At 55.9% G+C, this 14515-nt stretch carries 22 protein-coding genes; all 22 read right to left on the reverse strand.

From position 1 onward, the window contains the following. Positions 1 to 107 (reverse strand): N-acetylmuramoyl-L-alanine amidase (locus tag EL26_RS24310; RefSeq protein ID WP_161780639.1); only part of this gene is annotated, 107 nt, incomplete at its 3' end. Between the two features lie 59 nt (positions 108 to 166). Further along, on the reverse strand, positions 167 to 367 hold the full coding sequence (locus EL26_RS01560; protein ID WP_038083799.1) for a BhlA/UviB family holin-like peptide: 201 nt from the start codon (positions 365 to 367) through the stop codon (positions 167 to 169). A 17-nt stretch (positions 368 to 384) separates the two neighbouring features. After that, positions 385 to 918 (reverse strand): C40 family peptidase, encoded by a 534-nt coding sequence (locus EL26_RS01565; protein ID WP_038083803.1) that lies wholly within the window; start codon positions 916 to 918, stop codon positions 385 to 387. Continuing rightward, positions 894 to 1346: a DUF4376 domain-containing protein gene (locus tag EL26_RS01570; protein WP_476688354.1), complete on the reverse strand. Its 453-nt coding sequence runs from the start codon at positions 1344 to 1346 to the stop codon at positions 894 to 896. The genes EL26_RS01565 and EL26_RS01570 overlap by 25 nt, the downstream gene beginning before the upstream one ends. A 422-nt stretch (positions 1347 to 1768) precedes the next feature. After that, entirely contained in the window at positions 1769 to 2005 is a 237-nt protein-coding gene (locus EL26_RS24825; protein ID WP_152559141.1) for a hypothetical protein, read from the reverse strand. Positions 2006 to 2456: 451 nt separating this feature from the next. Next, positions 2457 to 3374 carry a phage tail-collar fiber domain-containing protein gene (locus tag EL26_RS23280; RefSeq protein ID WP_052035865.1) on the reverse strand — a complete coding sequence of 306 codons (918 nt, stop codon included), beginning with the start codon at positions 3372 to 3374 and terminating at the stop codon, positions 2457 to 2459. 6 nt (positions 3375 to 3380) lie between these two features. After that, positions 3381 to 3941 carry a phage tail protein I gene (locus tag EL26_RS01590; RefSeq protein ID WP_038083812.1) on the reverse strand — a complete coding sequence of 187 codons (561 nt, stop codon included), beginning with the start codon at positions 3939 to 3941 and terminating at the stop codon, positions 3381 to 3383. Continuing rightward, on the reverse strand, positions 3934 to 5034 hold the full coding sequence (locus tag EL26_RS01595; protein ID WP_238546032.1) for a baseplate assembly protein: 1101 nt from the start codon (positions 5032 to 5034) through the stop codon (positions 3934 to 3936). Before EL26_RS01595 ends, EL26_RS01590 begins: the two co-directional genes overlap by 8 nt. Then, positions 5031 to 5351, reverse strand: coding sequence for a GPW/gp25 family protein (locus EL26_RS01600; RefSeq protein ID WP_052035866.1), 321 nt, complete (start codon positions 5349 to 5351; stop codon positions 5031 to 5033). The genes EL26_RS01595 and EL26_RS01600 overlap by 4 nt, the downstream gene beginning before the upstream one ends. Positions 5352 to 5362: 11 nt before the next feature. Beyond that, positions 5363 to 5752, reverse strand: coding sequence for a phage tail protein (locus EL26_RS01605; protein ID WP_038083817.1), 390 nt, complete (start codon positions 5750 to 5752; stop codon positions 5363 to 5365). Then, complete coding sequence (locus tag EL26_RS01610; RefSeq protein ID WP_052035867.1) at positions 5749 to 6189, reverse strand: phage baseplate assembly protein V; 441 nt, start codon at positions 6187 to 6189, stop codon at positions 5749 to 5751. Before EL26_RS01610 ends, EL26_RS01605 begins: the two co-directional genes overlap by 4 nt. Then, positions 6183 to 7199, reverse strand: coding sequence for a phage late control D family protein (locus EL26_RS01615; protein ID WP_038083819.1), 1017 nt, complete (start codon positions 7197 to 7199; stop codon positions 6183 to 6185). The genes EL26_RS01610 and EL26_RS01615 overlap by 7 nt, the downstream gene beginning before the upstream one ends. Before the next feature lie 4 nt (positions 7200 to 7203). Then, entirely contained in the window at positions 7204 to 7410 is a 207-nt protein-coding gene (locus tag EL26_RS01620) for a tail protein X (RefSeq protein WP_038083821.1), read from the reverse strand. Next, entirely contained in the window at positions 7403 to 9727 is a 2325-nt protein-coding gene (locus EL26_RS23285; protein ID WP_238546038.1) for a phage tail tape measure protein, read from the reverse strand. Before EL26_RS23285 ends, EL26_RS01620 begins: the two co-directional genes overlap by 8 nt. Before the next feature lie 13 nt (positions 9728 to 9740). Beyond that, positions 9741 to 9866: a hypothetical protein gene (locus EL26_RS26385; protein ID WP_274518861.1), complete on the reverse strand. Its 126-nt coding sequence runs from the start codon at positions 9864 to 9866 to the stop codon at positions 9741 to 9743. A 23-nt stretch (positions 9867 to 9889) separates the two neighbouring features. Further along, positions 9890 to 10180 carry a phage tail assembly protein gene (locus EL26_RS01630; RefSeq protein ID WP_038083823.1) on the reverse strand — a complete coding sequence of 97 codons (291 nt, stop codon included), beginning with the start codon at positions 10178 to 10180 and terminating at the stop codon, positions 9890 to 9892. 23 nt (positions 10181 to 10203) lie between these two features. After that, complete coding sequence (locus tag EL26_RS01635; protein WP_038083825.1) at positions 10204 to 10722, reverse strand: phage major tail tube protein; 519 nt, start codon at positions 10720 to 10722, stop codon at positions 10204 to 10206. Then, positions 10719 to 12137: a phage tail sheath family protein gene (locus tag EL26_RS01640; protein WP_038083826.1), complete on the reverse strand. Its 1419-nt coding sequence runs from the start codon at positions 12135 to 12137 to the stop codon at positions 10719 to 10721. The genes EL26_RS01635 and EL26_RS01640 overlap by 4 nt, the downstream gene beginning before the upstream one ends. Further along, complete coding sequence (locus EL26_RS01645) at positions 12130 to 12582, reverse strand: hypothetical protein (RefSeq protein ID WP_052035869.1); 453 nt, start codon at positions 12580 to 12582, stop codon at positions 12130 to 12132. The genes EL26_RS01640 and EL26_RS01645 overlap by 8 nt, the downstream gene beginning before the upstream one ends. Beyond that, the gene (locus EL26_RS01650; RefSeq protein WP_038083827.1) at positions 12579 to 13142 is read right to left on the reverse strand and encodes a phage tail protein; all 564 of its coding nucleotides are present in this window, start codon (positions 13140 to 13142) and stop codon (positions 12579 to 12581) included. The genes EL26_RS01645 and EL26_RS01650 overlap by 4 nt, the downstream gene beginning before the upstream one ends. Continuing rightward, a complete protein-coding gene (locus EL26_RS01655) occupies positions 13139 to 13459 on the reverse strand; it encodes a hypothetical protein (protein ID WP_038083830.1) in 321 nt (106 codons plus the stop codon). The genes EL26_RS01650 and EL26_RS01655 overlap by 4 nt, the downstream gene beginning before the upstream one ends. Then, on the reverse strand, positions 13459 to 14508 hold the full coding sequence (locus tag EL26_RS01660; protein WP_038083833.1) for a major capsid protein: 1050 nt from the start codon (positions 14506 to 14508) through the stop codon (positions 13459 to 13461). Before EL26_RS01660 ends, EL26_RS01655 begins: the two co-directional genes overlap by 1 nt. Positions 14509 to 14515: the final 7 nt, after the last annotated feature.

A 14515-nucleotide genomic window follows, 5' to 3' on the forward strand; every position in this document is an offset into this window, starting at 1 on the left:
AGCTGGAGGCCGATGTGCAAGGTAATGTCTTTCTCGCGGGCACCGGACGCGCACGCGCCCGGATCATCCCCGCCGTGGCCAGGGTCAATGCAGATGAGTTTGGACATTTTCAAAACCTCTCTCTCATTTGAATAACTTGATCAAAATACGAACCGCCCAGTTTACACTAGGCGGTTTTTTTTAGAGAATCCTTGATGTCGCGCAGGTCGACAGCCATTTCGTCGTACTTGTCGCTCAGCCGATCGATCACGTCGATCAGGCGGGCCTCTCGCTTTTGGTTCTCGCGGAGCACCCATAGGAAAAGCAAGACGAATAGGAGAGCCCACGGCCCCTGCGTCTGAAAGAAGCTCAACACGGTTTGTTCCATCCCTTACCCCTCCGTTTCTAAAACAAAGCCACCAGCTCGTCGGTGGACTGGTGGACCCGTTGTACTTTTGGATTTGTTGCGAGGTCGCCCGGAGTCACCCGCCCCGGCTCCGATGAAAGTTTCCACGCGCTGTCGTCCATTTCGGAGCAAAACCAACGATGCGGATCTTCACGCGCCAACGGCCATACCCGCCCGGTGAGGCGTTCATACGCGATCGCGGCGACGGCAAGATAGTCGTACCTCTTGTCGATCTGCCGCCAACAAAAAGAGACCGCCCCAAGGCGATCTGCGTTTGTGGCTCCTACCACGCGGAAAGCGTCGAAGCAGTCCAGCTCCGATATCGGGCGCATCGCGACGCGGCGGCCAACGTCCACGTCGATGATTGCGCCGTTTCCCACGTACATGGCAGCGTGCGTGTACTCGCTGCCGGTCAACGAGGAGATCGCGGCGGAGATCAGCCAGCGCAACCACTCCCGACGCTTGCGGTGCATCTCCTTGCCGCGAACGAGCAGGATGTCTCCTGCAATTAGGTAGTTGTCGGCGTCTCCCATACGATCGCGTTCACCTCCTCTTCCGTTTCCGCTAACTCGACCTGTGCTTTTAGCGTCCAGTACCGGGCGATGAGGTCGTTTTTGTGATTGAGCCCGTCGCGGCAGAGCGCGATGAACTGTTGTCGGTTGTGCGGCAACGGCCCGGCGTCGGTGGTCTTCCAGACGGTTCCGTTCATCGAATCGTCGGCGTTCATGACCGCCAGCATACCCGTGAGGTTGGCTTGCGCCTCCATGTCAAAATCGTAAGTGTGCGTTTCACCCAACGCCGAGGAGGAAAAACCCGCGAGGATTGCGGCGTTACAGGCGGCGTTCAATTCGGAGACGCGCGCGGATTTAATGTCGCCTAGTGACGGAGGGGGCGGCGGNGGCGGCGGGGATACCGGTTCATATCCGATCGCGCTTCCTGTAACGATCACGCGGAAAGGCATCCCGCCTTCTTCCTGCGCCAGCGGCTTTAGATCAGGCCCGAGAAAAACGATTCCATCCACTTTCTCCACCTCCTATATTTCGTACCCGATATTGGCGGTGGCCGTTCCGCCTGCGTTTACACTGATCTCAACAAGCAGTGATTGCTTGAACTGCATGTCCAAAAAACAAAAAGTTGTAAATGCGGCGCTCATGTCAGCCTGCAGGTAACAAGTCGCAGTCGTTGACTTCGTCGCCGCGGTTCCAAGAACCACTCCGTCTATCGTTAGACGAATGTTGGAAAGTGTCGAGCATTGAAGTGACACCCAAGAGAGTCTGCCGGATCCGGTCACGGCGATTGCTGGGACGTAGCTTGTGGAAGATGTGGTGTACGTTGGCTGGCGGTAGCCGCGCGGTTGAGTCACATTTGTCACATGAGCAGACATTATGCCACCTCCATGATGGCCACCGTACAAGCGCTTGTCGAGTACCCGTACAAGGTCGCTGTGTTCGACGGATTTTGATCGATGACGAACTGCTCACCGGGATTGATCGGCCAGCCGGTCGCATCGGTCACTCCCGCGCCACCCACATACAGAACAGCACCTCCGAGCAAGGAAACATTCCGAATCAACAGCATCTTTCGGTTCGCCAAGTCCGTACCGCCAGCCCTGAGAGGCACAGCGGCAGCGCCCGCGTTGATGTTAACCCGCCCTGCTGTCGGCGTCGCGGTCATCGCCTGCGGCGACGGCGTGGACGTGATCTGCGTTTTTTGCGTGCCGTTGGTCAACGCAGAATAGACGTTCGACAGCGTTGTGCCGATCGAGAGCACCGCCGAGTAGATGCTGGAGATCCAGCCGAANAGACGTTCGACAGCGTTGTGCCGATCGAGAGCACCGCCGAGTAGATGCTGGAGATCCAGCCGAATTTCCCGCTGCCTCCGGCCAGCATGTTCACACCCGTTGCGGCGGTGCCCGTGGTGTTGTCGAGATCAATCGCAACGTACTGCCGCCCGCTTGAGTCGATTTTTTGCGGTCGGAATTGCGGTGTGCCGCCGTAGTCAGAGCCAAGCGTAACAACTTGCCCGCCTCCGCATACAATTACGTCCCCATCTGCCATACTTCCACGCTCCTTTACACAAAGGTTTTGGTCAATCCGGAGAACAACCCATTCGATCCGTAATTGATCGTCACGGTTTTCTTGTGCGCACCAACTGTGGTAGTGACCTTGCTCACCAACCCGTTTGAGCCATAGGCGAGGGAATTGGCCGCAACCGTGGCGTTGTTGCTTGTCGGGTCCGTAACCGTCACACCGGAAATCAACCCGTTCGTCCCGTTTGTAACGCTCACGCTACGCGTGTCGGAACTCATTTCGTACGCAGGATCAATCCGGACAGATTGGTTCCAAACGCCAGCGGGCAACGCTCCGTATGCCGACGGCGGCGGGAACTGATCCGGAATAAGAAGGCCGTCCTCGTCGAGTGCAGCGACGCCGCCGGGCTCCCCGCGCATCGCTTCCGGGATCGCGCACACCTGCGCTGCCGTCACGCCATGCGGATTACTTTTGTCGCCTACGTGCGCCTGCAAGTCCTGCGCGGACGCGAAAAGCAGGGACTTGTCCAGAACGGCGGTGACGTTGGTCGCGTTCCCAACGATGGTAACGATGTCAATTTGTTTCTCGACTACCTCAGGACCACCCGTCGCCGGGATGTATTCGGCGGTCGTCCCACCGTTCGCATAACAAAAAAGGATTTCGCCGGCATCCGGATCGAGCGCATACACGCCGACCTCACGCCAGTAAAACCCTGCTTGGACGTCTTGGTTTGAGAGCACGGCACCGACTACGGCCGTTCCGTCCAACTGCAATTTGCATTTGTTGATTGCAAGGGACTTCTTTTCGCTGATCAGTGCGTTGAGATCGAGAGGGGAACGTCCACCAAGTTGACCGTCACCCACGCTGATCCTCGTGTATTTGATTTGTGTCCCTGCCTGCGCCTTCAACTGCAACGCCCTGCCCCGGTTGGTGAGGTTGATTCCACCGAAGGAACTCATGCTTGCTTACACCTGCCTTATGGTCAATTTCTCGCCGATGTGTACCGCGAATCCGATGTACAGCGGCATCCTCTTGCTGTCACCCACGATGACTTTATCAAGTCGGGAGCGCGTGTTTTTGACCGAATTTACCGCGCGCGCAAACTCCAACGCCTTTTCCTCTGTGACGGCGGGGTTGTTGGTGATGACGCGGAACGTGTACGGCTCACCGTCGTACTCGAACCACTCCTCTACCCTGCCCTCTCCAAACAAAGTGGCTATCAACTCTTCCACCGCCGCTGGTGTCCCTTTGCGCCGGTGCCAACTGATTGAATTTTTGACGAGCGCGCGTTTTTGCTCGATGCTCAGGGATGGATCGTAGAAGTCGACGTGGAACTGCCATGCGAGTTCGTCGACCACGTCTTCCGCCTGCGCGTCGAGGGTTTTCATGAGGGAGACAAGCGGAATTAGGCTGTTGACGGCTTGCAGCTCACCGTTGATCGCTTCGGCCGCCGCCGCTACGGTCGGGTCATCGCGGATGTTCGGCGGAACCAAGTCGAGAAGGTGGACGGTTTTTAGATCAAGCATCCTCAAGGCCCCCGAACGCAACATGTACCGACGAGGCGACGGCGATCTGCGTCTGTGCCTGTTGCGCGAACACCGGAGACCTGATTTCCGCCCGCTTCGCCCCCGCGTTCAGCACGCGTCGGTACAGCTCGGATTGGTTGATGTCCCGCCCGAGCTTTGAACGTTGCCAAACTTGGAAGTCGTCGACGGCTTTTTGCACCGCTGCTTGGATCGCGGTTGCGTCGGTTGCGTCCTCCTCGTTAATCCAGTACGTGAGGTCGATACTGTAGGCGGATTTTTCCGGAGCCAGCACCCGGACGTTGTCGGTCAGCGGCCGTACAGACCGGTCATTCAGCGCGGTCGCCACGGCGCTCAAGACGTCGTCTCCGGGCACGCCGTCCTCAAGCAGCGGTCGAACCTCAACAACACCAGCGGCTGGAGAGTAGACCAGCACGTCAACAATTCGCTCGTCCACCGCCTTCACGATGTACTCGTATGCGCCGGACGGTCCCGCGACGGAGAACCGCTCAGGCGCGGTTCGAATCCGCGATCTGTAGCGATCGTCACTTTCTCGATCAGTACCACCGGCACTGACCGTGATGTTTTCAACGCGGGAGAGCCAAACAATCGGGTCAACGATTTGATTGATTTGACCGGGCACAAAGCCGTTCCCGATCGTGCCCGCCTGCATGCACTCGCAAACGACGTCCGCGTACAAATCCCCCGTCTGAACTTCGGTCGTCGCTGCAACCGCAAAATAGAGACCGCCGCCCGGACTGACCCTCTTCCCCTTCTCGATCAACACAACCTCGGCGCGGGGAGCGGAGAGCCACCAGCGCACCGTTACGGTAGCAGGAGCCGCCTCCAAGCGGGGCGTCCAGACGGTTTCCCCGATGCCATCCAGCACGTCGCCGGTTGCATACCTCAGCAGGTTCTCTTTCGCCGTCGCGTTGATCAATGCGCGCTGCTGGACGATGATCTGCGAGATAGTCAACAAAAAAAGCCGCTCCGGATCTGCCGGAAACAGCTTTTTCCCTGTGATGGACTCATACATGGTGATGATGCTTGTCGTCGTTTTGTCGGGGTCTGCCTCGACGAACTGAATTCCACTCACACTATCACCCCATCTCTGAGCCTGAATTTAACAACAGGAACCAACTGACCGGCGGCGTCGTCGCCTGCGAATGTCACAGATTCAACGATGACACGCGGTTCCTGCTTCTGTACCACCGCCACCACCTGCGTAGTAAGGCGCGCCTTCGCGAGCGGAAGAGGATCGTCAAGGTTCTCCATGTTCAGCCCGAAGCCGCGATCGAGCGGAACGGACCCTTGCGCGGTGGTGAGCGCGGTATAGACGTTCTGCTTGATTTCCTCGATGCCCACCGCCCCGAACTTCACCGGCAACGGTTGGCCGCCGATCACCTCATACACAAAACCACCTCCTATGCGTACTCCTGCAGCGTTATATTCGCGTTGGCTTTCAATAGGTTCCCTTTGTTGTCAATGGTGTTCCAATCCTGATCCAAGTCAGTTACCACCCACAAGTTTACACCGAGCGCCTTTCCGCCGATGACCAACGGCACCGCCACGCCGGACCGCTGCATTTCCAAAAGGCGATTCAGCTCGGCGCGCGGGTTCATCCCGTACATCACGTCGAACCTGATCTTGAACGTCACTTTGTCGAGATCCGGACCGATAAACTGTGAAACAGGCTTTTTGCCAAGCACGGCGTGCGCCGCCCATCGTCCGGAGGATGAACGTTTGAAGTCCTCAAAGGTCCGGATCGTGTCCGCCGAGGCGACGAAAACGACGTCACCTAATGCCCCGATCATGCGTATCCAGCTCCGTAAATTTGCCCGGTGACGCGGAGGTCCCCTTGGACTACCACGGAGCCGCTTTCGGATCGCAGGACGATGTCCCCTTTGGCGAAAACGGTCATCATTCCTGACGCCACCTCGTACACGCAAAAACTGCCGTCATCGAACCATACGCCCTGCACATCCATCGAATCGGTGGGCGGCAGGTCGACGGCCGTATAAAATGCACCGAGGCAGAATCCCGTCTCGATACCGTTGCCGAGGAACGCGCAAAGCACGCTCTCGTCGACGTCCGGCAACCTGAAATATTTCGCGCGGAGCGTCTTCGGGACCAGCACCGGCAACTCACGGGAGACAAGATTGTCTTTGTCGTTGAATGCCACCACCACCGCGCACCGCTCGGGAATGACGGCCGACACGATACCTGCGCGCAACAGATTTGTGATTACCATGTGTACAACACCTTTCTTATGGAGAGATCGACCGTGTAACCGCCGCTTCCGATCTTGTGCGTGGCGCTGTCTATGATGTACCTCCCGTCAAAGTCTCCCCAACCCACCACATCAACTGTGAAGCTCTGCAACAGGTTGATGTCCCCCATGAGCGTAAACTTTCCCTGTGTGCCGGATTTGTTTTTCTCGCGCAAGGCCGTTTTCGCGCGCCGCTGCGCCTCCTCATCGGAGCCCACGCGGTCGTTGATTTTCAACACTGGACCGTTTTCCGGTGCCCAAGAAGGTTTGAAATACCCGTGATACGTGACTTTTTTCTGAGGATCAAGGTACGTGACTTCACATGCGCTGTATCCGCAGTCTACCGTTGAGCTGTCGAACGAGTATGAAAGGACGTTATTTTTCCCCTTTTCGATAGTCGCAATTGGGAACTCCATTTCGTACCTTTCCTCGTCGATCAAACACAATTGAGTCATCGTTACGACGGTCGTAATCCCCTCCTTTGTCGCGAGTGACTGGAGAAAAGCAAGGTCCGATTGTTCCGTCTGGTCCTGTCGGTCGTAGAGAGGATCGTCAACGATGTCAAGCCATAGGCTCAGACCTGCGCGGTCAGCAATGTCCTTGGCGATGGCAGACAACCGAATGTTCTCCCATCCCTGTGAACGAGATTCCCAGCGCGCCCCGCCGATTGGGATGGAAACCGCCTTGAGTTGCACGACGTCAGGCGGTCCGCTGAATCCCACGGTGTCAACTTCGAACGTGCCGCACGGAAGCGTTTCGGTAGATTCGTCATCTCCCCAATTGATAACTTTGACCGCCGCCTCGATTTTGTCGCCCTTACGCGGGAGCCAGTTCCCGTGCCATACGCCGGAAGCATCCTGCAAACTGATTTGCAGGTCGTCGGCTTTGTCTGCGTTGTCTTGGTACGAAAAATCGAGAAGGTATCCTGCGAGTTCCTGAGAGATATTGACGCCCTCATAGGTTAGATCGAGTTCGACGTGCCGCGCCTCCATCGCCTCACCCTCTCTTCCACGGCGGCAAGTTGGTTGTCGTCTGCTGGCCCACGTCAGGGGCGGTGATCGCGACTCCCGCGCCAAAAATAACGGTGCTCATGATCGAGGGGTTCGCCTCCATGAGCACCGTCATGTGTTTTTCGGTCCCGTACAGCTTGTACGAGATCGAGTCCCAAGTGTCGCCTTGGATGCTAGTGTACGCCTTAGCCAAAACTCAACCTCGCCTCCTGTAGCCGGATTTGTTTCAATTTCGAGATCAGGTCGTCGTTGTTGTTGCTGAGTGCACGTTGAACCTGCGCTTGGGTGTCGGGCCCGCCGCCCTGTACGACAATCGTCGGGGAGCTCTGGACCGTGATGCCGCCAAAGCCCCCGCCTTGCCCGCTGCTGGTATCCATCCCCAACATGTTGCCGGCAGTCTGCCAGAGGTCGCGGGAACGCTGCGAATTGTTAATAGGTACGATAACCTCGGTGTCGCCACCCTCACCAACCCAAGCTATTTCGGGACTCGTGACAACTCCGCCTTCGGCATACCCGCCGATCTTCGGGATCTCCGGAATGCTGAACCCGAAGTGCTTGCCACCCACAACCGGGACCCAATCCGGCACGTCGATTTGAATTTTGTTTAGACCTCTGATTGCAAGGTTTATCAGATCGATGCCAAGATTGATCGGGAACGACAGAACGGAACCTAAGGTGTCAAAAACCCCGCCAAAAATTTCTTTTACCCCCGTCCAAGCCTTCTCCCAATCGCCTGTGAAAATGCCGGTGATGAAGTCGATGACGCCACCGAAAATTTCAAGAACGCCCTTGATGACGCCGCCGATCGCGTCGAATGCCGTCACGACAATTTCCTTGATGACCGGAAAAATGGTTTGGAAAGCGGTCATTAGAGCCGCTAAAATGGGCTGAATGATCGGCCAAATCGCGGCCATTGCCTCTCCGATTTTCCCAAACACTGACGCCACAACGGGAGCGATTGCGTTGAACGCAGCCTGCACATGCGGTGAAAGTTCGTCACGCACGAAAGAAACGATAGAGCCGAGCACCGGGAGGATGTAGGCGGACAGAAAACTTCCCACTCCTTCAATCGCGGGCTTCAAATTCTCGAATCCAGCCATCAATCCGCCAAAGACAATCCCCGCGAAATCCCCAAGCGATTGGAAATTTTGCCCGAGAAATGCGAAATAGGATTGAACAATATCACTTTGGAAGATATCCCCGATCCAATGCCCAACAGTCTGGAACATGCCGATAACAGGTTCCAACGCATCCAAGAAGCCGCTTCCGAACTGCTGAATGTACGGGATCGCCGCACCCAATTTTTCCGATATCCAATCGAAGCTAGGGAGCAACTTTTGAACGATCGGGATTATGACTCCGGTTTCGATCTGCCGCCCAATTCCTGTGAAGGCATCCCCGATGGTTCCGAAACGCACTTCTCGAATGCTCCCCATCGTGTCTTTCGTCATGTCGAATTGAGAGCGGGCCTCGCCCATTGCAGAAACAACGGTTGCCTCCAAATCCTCGAACTGCGTGCCCATGAGTTGAACGCCGATTTGATTCCGTTGGACGGGGTCTTCGATCGAGGAGATAGCCTGCACAACTTGGTTAAACGCCGCTTTTGCCGTCGGCCCGCCTTGCGCGAGCGTGTGCGACATTTCGTTGACGTCCATCCCGAGCGCTTGGAAGGCTTGCGCTGTGCCTGTCGATCCGTCTTTCGCCCGTATGTTGAATTCTTTGACTGCGTCGCCTACTTTGTCCAAATTAAAAGCGCCCGCTTCGAGGCCAGCCGAGAAGGTATCAAACATCTCGTTCGCCGTGAAGCCGAGCGCCTTAAAATATGGACTGTATTCGTTCGCCGAGTCAAGGAGTTCTCCGGATTTATCCAACCCGTTTTGTGCACCTTGCGCAACGAGGTTGAACGCCTCTTCGCTCGTCATGCCGAAGTTTTTCATCATCGTGTCGGTCGTTTTGACCGATTCGGTGACATCAAACTCAAAAACATCTTTGAGAGCAAGAGCGTTATTTGTGGCGTTTTCGAGGTCAGACCCCGTCAATTTTGTGATATTGCGGGTTTTAATCAGAGCATCCGACAGAGTTTCCCAACTGTCACCGACGTTGGTGTTGTAAAGGTCAGTCGTGATCTCCTGCAAGGACTTCATTTCCTCACTGGAGGCACCAGTCGCCGCTACTATGTGATTCAACGTTTTCTGAAAGTCATTGGCTGCTCCAACGGCCTCGTGCAAACCGACGGTGATGCCAATTACCGCCCCTGCCCCCGCGAGCACTGGACCCAATTCCTTCAATGCTCCTCCGAGGGTTTTTGTCATATTAGACGCAGAACCAAGCTGGGAAAGCAGGTCTTTTAATTGATCCCGGAGCGGTTTCAATGAGTTGGGGTTCCCTTTGGTGTTCTGCAGGTGTTTTAACTGCTGCTGGATTTGCTGAAAAGACCCCATAGCCTGCGTGAGCGAGGAGGAGAACGTCGATTCGAGCTGTGCACCGAGTTTAAACGCTATTTCATACACTTTCGCCAAACGCTCACCTCCGCTCCATCGCGTTGATGTCGCTGATCCATCGCATCAACTCCAGCAACGTCATGCTCAACCAGTACGGAACTGGAGTTTTTACCCCGATCGCCAAGGAAGCAGCCGCTTGTCTAAGCAACTGCCCCCCGTTGCGGTCGAGCCCTACGCGAGCAAAAAATTCTGCACCTGCATCGTGATTTTGGAGAAGTCTTTTGCCGAGAGTTGATAGATGAGTTCAACCGGCACCTTCGCCACTTTTGCTGCGGTGATCGCCTGAAACCGCTTGGACGTTTCCAGAACAGTCGGTTGACCACCGGTGCCAAGATACTGCGCCTCTGCAGCAAGGATGTCGCTGCCTGTCAACTCGCCGAATGCGAGAGTGAGTTCGGTGTACTCTTTACCATCAAAATTCACCGACTTGGAGAGTTTGAAAATGTTTTTGTTTTCTGTCATGTTTGTTTGGCCCCTTCCCTGCATTACATTCCGAGTTGTTCGCGAACGGCCGCCAGCGCGTCCACGCCGTCGAACTCCGCGATGAAATTGAATTTGTCGATTTCGACCAGCTTTTTGCCGTCGACCATGATTTTGAGGTAGGTGACTTCCAATTCGTTGGACGACCCCATAGCCGCCGCCGCTTCCAACTTTCCGGGATCAGTCTTCTTCGGCATGGCGCGAACACTCACTTTCACGCCGACAGACGTGAATTGACCGGTTGCGGAGTTATAATTTTGCACGGCTCCACGAAAGTCCAAGGCATGAGTTTTTTGTTGTGAAAGTCGAAGGTTAGAGGCGTTCATGGTCCGCCAGTTCAACGTTACGGACATAGCCCCGAAGTGCCCGAGCGTAGGGGTATCCACTTCACCGGCAATCCCCGCGCCCTTCACGGTTTCAGTCAGCGCCTCGATGGCAGGAAGTTGCACGTCAGCCGTACCGAGCCATTCGGTCCCGTCGCGGTACACCGAATAGTTGATCAGTTTTTCGTCGATTTGCTTCACGCGGTCGCACCTCCTGAGATCGCGCTGAGATACTGTGCGTCGTACTCGATGACGAAGTTAATTTCCTCGGCCGGCGACGGCGGAGTTGCGCGCACGCGGAACACCATCTTGCCGTCCAAGAGATTTTCCGGCGGATTCTCCGATGCGTTGAACTCGATCCGGCCGCCGAGCAACGCTCCGATTGCCGTCAGTCCGTTCAACCAAAGTTGATTATCGTCGGTGATGGATTCAACCAAGCGTTTTGTGATCGGGCCGTCGAGCTTCTCCCAATACTTGAGTGTGATCGTGTTGCTGATCCAGTCGAACATACGACGAACCGAAACAAACACGTCTTTGGGCTCGCCGCCGGGCGTCGGGTATGCGGCGGTGCGGTTCCCCCACAACTTCCAACCGCCAACGAAGTTGAGTGCCGTGGCGACGCCAACGGAGTTGATGGTTTGCGCTTGGTTGGGACCAAGGAACACGGTCGTGCCGTCCTTGAGCACCGCGCCGTCGACCTTCAAGACCTTGTTCGACGGGGAGACGTAAGGGACGCCTTGGGACGTTTCATCCGTCATCGCGATCGCGGCGGCGGCGTGGGTGGACAGATGATAGGTCTTTCCTGTTTTCGTAACGAGCGGCCACATGGGGTACTGGTGCGGCGAAGTTTGGAGGTACGTTTCTTTCCAGCTCTGCACGTCGACGAAGTTCTTCACAGTGCTCGTGGGCACGTCCGTTACAGCAAGAGCCTTAAAGTGGCCGTTGATGTTCGATGCTTTTTCAGCCATCTTCGTACCCACTTCCGGAAGTTCCGACCAGCCGGGCGCAAGGAGCAGGCTCGGCAGGAGACGGAAGCGCGGGTAAACCTCTTCCACCAACTCAAGCGCAGCGACGATATCCGCGCCCGTTACGCCCGCCGGGTTGAGCTTGTCATAGGTGATCGTCAAGGAGTCGGTCGCAACACCCTGACCGAAGGCGACGAGCAGGTTGCCGCTGGCGTCAAACGAAAGCGTGTAGTCGGTGCCGGAGGTGAGCACGTCCGCACCGTCGTCAATCTCGACGGAGTCGGCCATGATCCCCGCGTCTTGAACCGTAGCCTTGCCCGCCTGCACCATGAGTGCCGTGTTCGGGACGTGGGTTTTGTGCTTGGCCGGATCAAGCACGTTCACGAAGACAGCCGGGCCTTTTTCGTAGAGTTTGAAATACGCGTGCATGAACTCGCCCAGTGTGTAAGAACGCCAATCGTCGCTGTACCCGAAGGATGCAACTGCCTCCTCGTAGCTTTGACAGAGCAACGGCACGCCCACTGGGATATTGAGACTTTGGGAGAGGTGAATGGCCGAGGTGCCGAATACAACCGGCACGCCAGCGGCAGCGACTGCCGTCGGGATCGACGAGGTCGCCGACTCGCTCGCAAAAACACCGTGTTTAGTCATCCAAATTTACCTCCTGCACAATGGTGGGTAGGGTCCAAAAAGAAACAGCCTCGCCGACGAATTCGGGTGCGGGCTGCTCTTCAAAAAGTTTCCACTTGTACGAATCCAAACGGAAACTTCCGTCGATGATTCCAGCAGTCAGGAGTGCGATTCTCACGCGCTCCATCAGGTTGATGACGTCAAGGAACCCGTTGGCGTCATTCGAATAGGTGCCGAATAACAACTTCACCTGCGCGGATGCCGAAACACCACAGATGTCCTCTCCTTCGATCGGACGCACGAGAATGAACGGATAGTCTGGACCGTCCCCCTCACCTTTCGGTGGCAGCCACCCGTCAAGAACTTGTGGGGGTTTGTTCGTCCCCTCGGTCGTTTCAAAGCTAGTATCTTTGACGACATTATTCAAAAAGCTCCGAATAGCCGTCATCAACATAAACGCCGTCAACGCGTTCCACCTCCCAAAAGTCGGTTCAGCTCGTGATCAAAACGCTCCGTCATGCGCCGATCCGCTTCTTTGTTCAGGTGATCCGTGATGCCGGGTTCGTTTAGCATGACCGGCACGGACGGACCAAACAACTCTTTTAGCGGAAGACGCGACTTGCCGACGCGCTCCAACACGCCAATGTGACCGCCGACGCGCGCGACGAACGCATGTAGCAACTTCTTCCCGCCGCTCTTCTTAACAGATGAAGTAACAAGGCGCCTCTTGCCGTTGGCAGGTGGCGCCTTGGGTTTGGTATTGAACCGGATCAACGGTATCGCTCGGCCTTTCGATTGGATGTCCGCTTCGAGGTTGGAGGGTGTCGCCCGCCCGAGACGGAAGGTTGGGCGGACGTCGCTCGCCTTGATGTCGTAGGTTTCGCGAACCTTCTTGACGGCCTCCGTCCTCAAGCCGGTTGTCGTTCGGTTGATCGCGGCCGACAAGGCACGCGGAACAGCTTTCTGGATCTGCTTGACGCTTCTCTCAGCTTCCTTCAACGTCTCTTTTGCATCGAGATCGATCATGACTCGTTCGCCTCCAAGGTGAACTCCAGCATACCGACGTTGTTTGCGAGATTCGAGACGTAGTACATTTGGCCGTCAAGGTTGAGCCGTGAGCCTATGGCGTACTTTTTGGGCACCTTTTCTTTGAGCAGCCGTTTTTCAACAAACAGCCTGACCACAGCGAGGTACACGCCCTCATGCACCGGTTGTGAGCTGAGAGAATCGCTGTCGACGATGCAGATGACCTCCGCACCGTCGATTTTGTGCGTTTCTCCGAACTCGTCAGGGTTGAGGAATACGTTTTGGAGGTCACTTTGAAGGAAATCCTTGAACGACATTAGATGACCTTGGCGACATACCAAGAGTCGATGTCATGCGGCACCGGCAGCGGGCGACTGTACAATGCCAGCGTGCGGGAAGCCGGGTTCTTTTCTACCCACGTATCGGGGATGCGGGTGCCTTCGACGGTGTAAAACTGTTTCGTCGCCTCATTCATGAGGGTGGCAGCACCGTACAAGAGCGTGGATCTTGCGCGAGTGGATGCCATCAGCACATGACCAGGCGGAACCATCGACTTTTCAGTCGGGTGATCCGGATCGGTGTCGTCATCAACATACCACTCGTCATAGCTGTAAATGTCGCAACCGATTTCGTTGAGCGTCCCCACGAATGTTACCCCGTTCGGGAGGAGTTCGGTTTTGATTTGCCCGAGTTCCATACGGCGGTTGTGCAACAAATCTTTAACGACGGGGTGTCGGACGAAGGTACTCACCACATCGGACGCCATGATGACGTGGGTGGGGTTGAATCCGGACTTCTGGACCAACGAAAGCCGCCAGTTTTTCAGGTCTTCCAACGGGTCACTGTCCGGAGATGTCCAGAGATCAGTTCCAGAAAGTTCAACACTGTTGGTGAAGTTAAAATCAAGAATCTGATCAACGTCTTCACCAATCATATGGACTTGGCCATTGAACATGATTTGAGAAATCAACCACTCTTCGCGGCGCGTGATTGCATCGTCCATCTCGATCAAGTCCTTGGCCAAAAATTCCTTTGCCCGCTCTTCGGGGCTCTTCGGGGAGTAAATATTTTCTCCCATCGAACGTTTTTGCAGGTCTTTCGGAGTCAAGATGCGGTTCGGCTTGATTTGCGGCGGCGTGAACGTCTTGGTGGTGAAGCCGCGGCGGTCCATGACTTTGCCGGGTTTACGATCCGAGACAAACGGAGCCATCTTCCGCCCGCCCTTGTAGTAGTCGATGTCAACGTGCTCGGTGAAGAACGTTTCTGTCGTGGAGAAAAACAGGTTCTTCAGGAAGGTGTTTGCCGGCGGAATCTGGAGAATTGCCGCGTGCATGATCCGCGGATCGTAGATATCAATTTCGGGCATCGTTTGC

This window comes from Tumebacillus flagellatus (assembly GCF_000714935.1).
Taxonomy (GTDB): Bacteria; Bacillota; Bacilli; order Tumebacillales; family Tumebacillaceae; genus Tumebacillus; species Tumebacillus flagellatus.

Excerpts from the sequence above, each read along its gene's own strand:
- EL26_RS01630 (WP_038083823.1), bottom strand. The coding sequence starts at position 10,180 with ATGACAGAAAACAAAAACATTTTCAAACTCTCCAAGTCGGTGAATTTT.
- EL26_RS01605 (WP_038083817.1), bottom strand. The coding sequence starts at position 5,752 with ATGATCGGGGCATTAGGTGACGTCGTTTTCGTCGCCTCGGCGGACACG.
- EL26_RS01565 (WP_038083803.1), bottom strand. The coding sequence starts at position 918 with ATGGGAGACGCCGACAACTACCTAATTGCAGGAGACATCCTGCTCGTT.
- EL26_RS01655 (WP_038083830.1), bottom strand. The coding sequence starts at position 13,459 with ATGTCGTTCAAGGATTTCCTTCAAAGTGACCTCCAAAACGTATTCCTC.
- EL26_RS01610 (WP_052035867.1), bottom strand. The coding sequence starts at position 6,189 with ATGGTAATCACAAATCTGTTGCGCGCAGGTATCGTGTCGGCCGTCATT.
- EL26_RS01640 (WP_038083826.1), bottom strand. The coding sequence starts at position 12,137 with ATGACTAAACACGGTGTTTTTGCGAGCGAGTCGGCGACCTCGTCGATC.
- EL26_RS01660 (WP_038083833.1), bottom strand. The coding sequence starts at position 14,508 with ATGCCCGAAATTGATATCTACGATCCGCGGATCATGCACGCGGCAATT.
- EL26_RS01650 (WP_038083827.1), bottom strand. The coding sequence starts at position 13,142 with ATGATCGATCTCGATGCAAAAGAGACGTTGAAGGAAGCTGAGAGAAGC.
- EL26_RS23280 (WP_052035865.1), bottom strand. The coding sequence starts at position 3,374 with ATGAGTTCCTTCGGTGGAATCAACCTCACCAACCGGGGCAGGGCGTTG.
- EL26_RS01560 (WP_038083799.1), bottom strand. The coding sequence starts at position 367 with ATGGAACAAACCGTGTTGAGCTTCTTTCAGACGCAGGGGCCGTGGGCT.
- EL26_RS01590 (WP_038083812.1), bottom strand. The coding sequence starts at position 3,941 with ATGCTTGATCTAAAAACCGTCCACCTTCTCGACTTGGTTCCGCCGAAC.
- EL26_RS01615 (WP_038083819.1), bottom strand. The coding sequence starts at position 7,199 with ATGGAGGCGCGGCACGTCGAACTCGATCTAACCTATGAGGGCGTCAAT.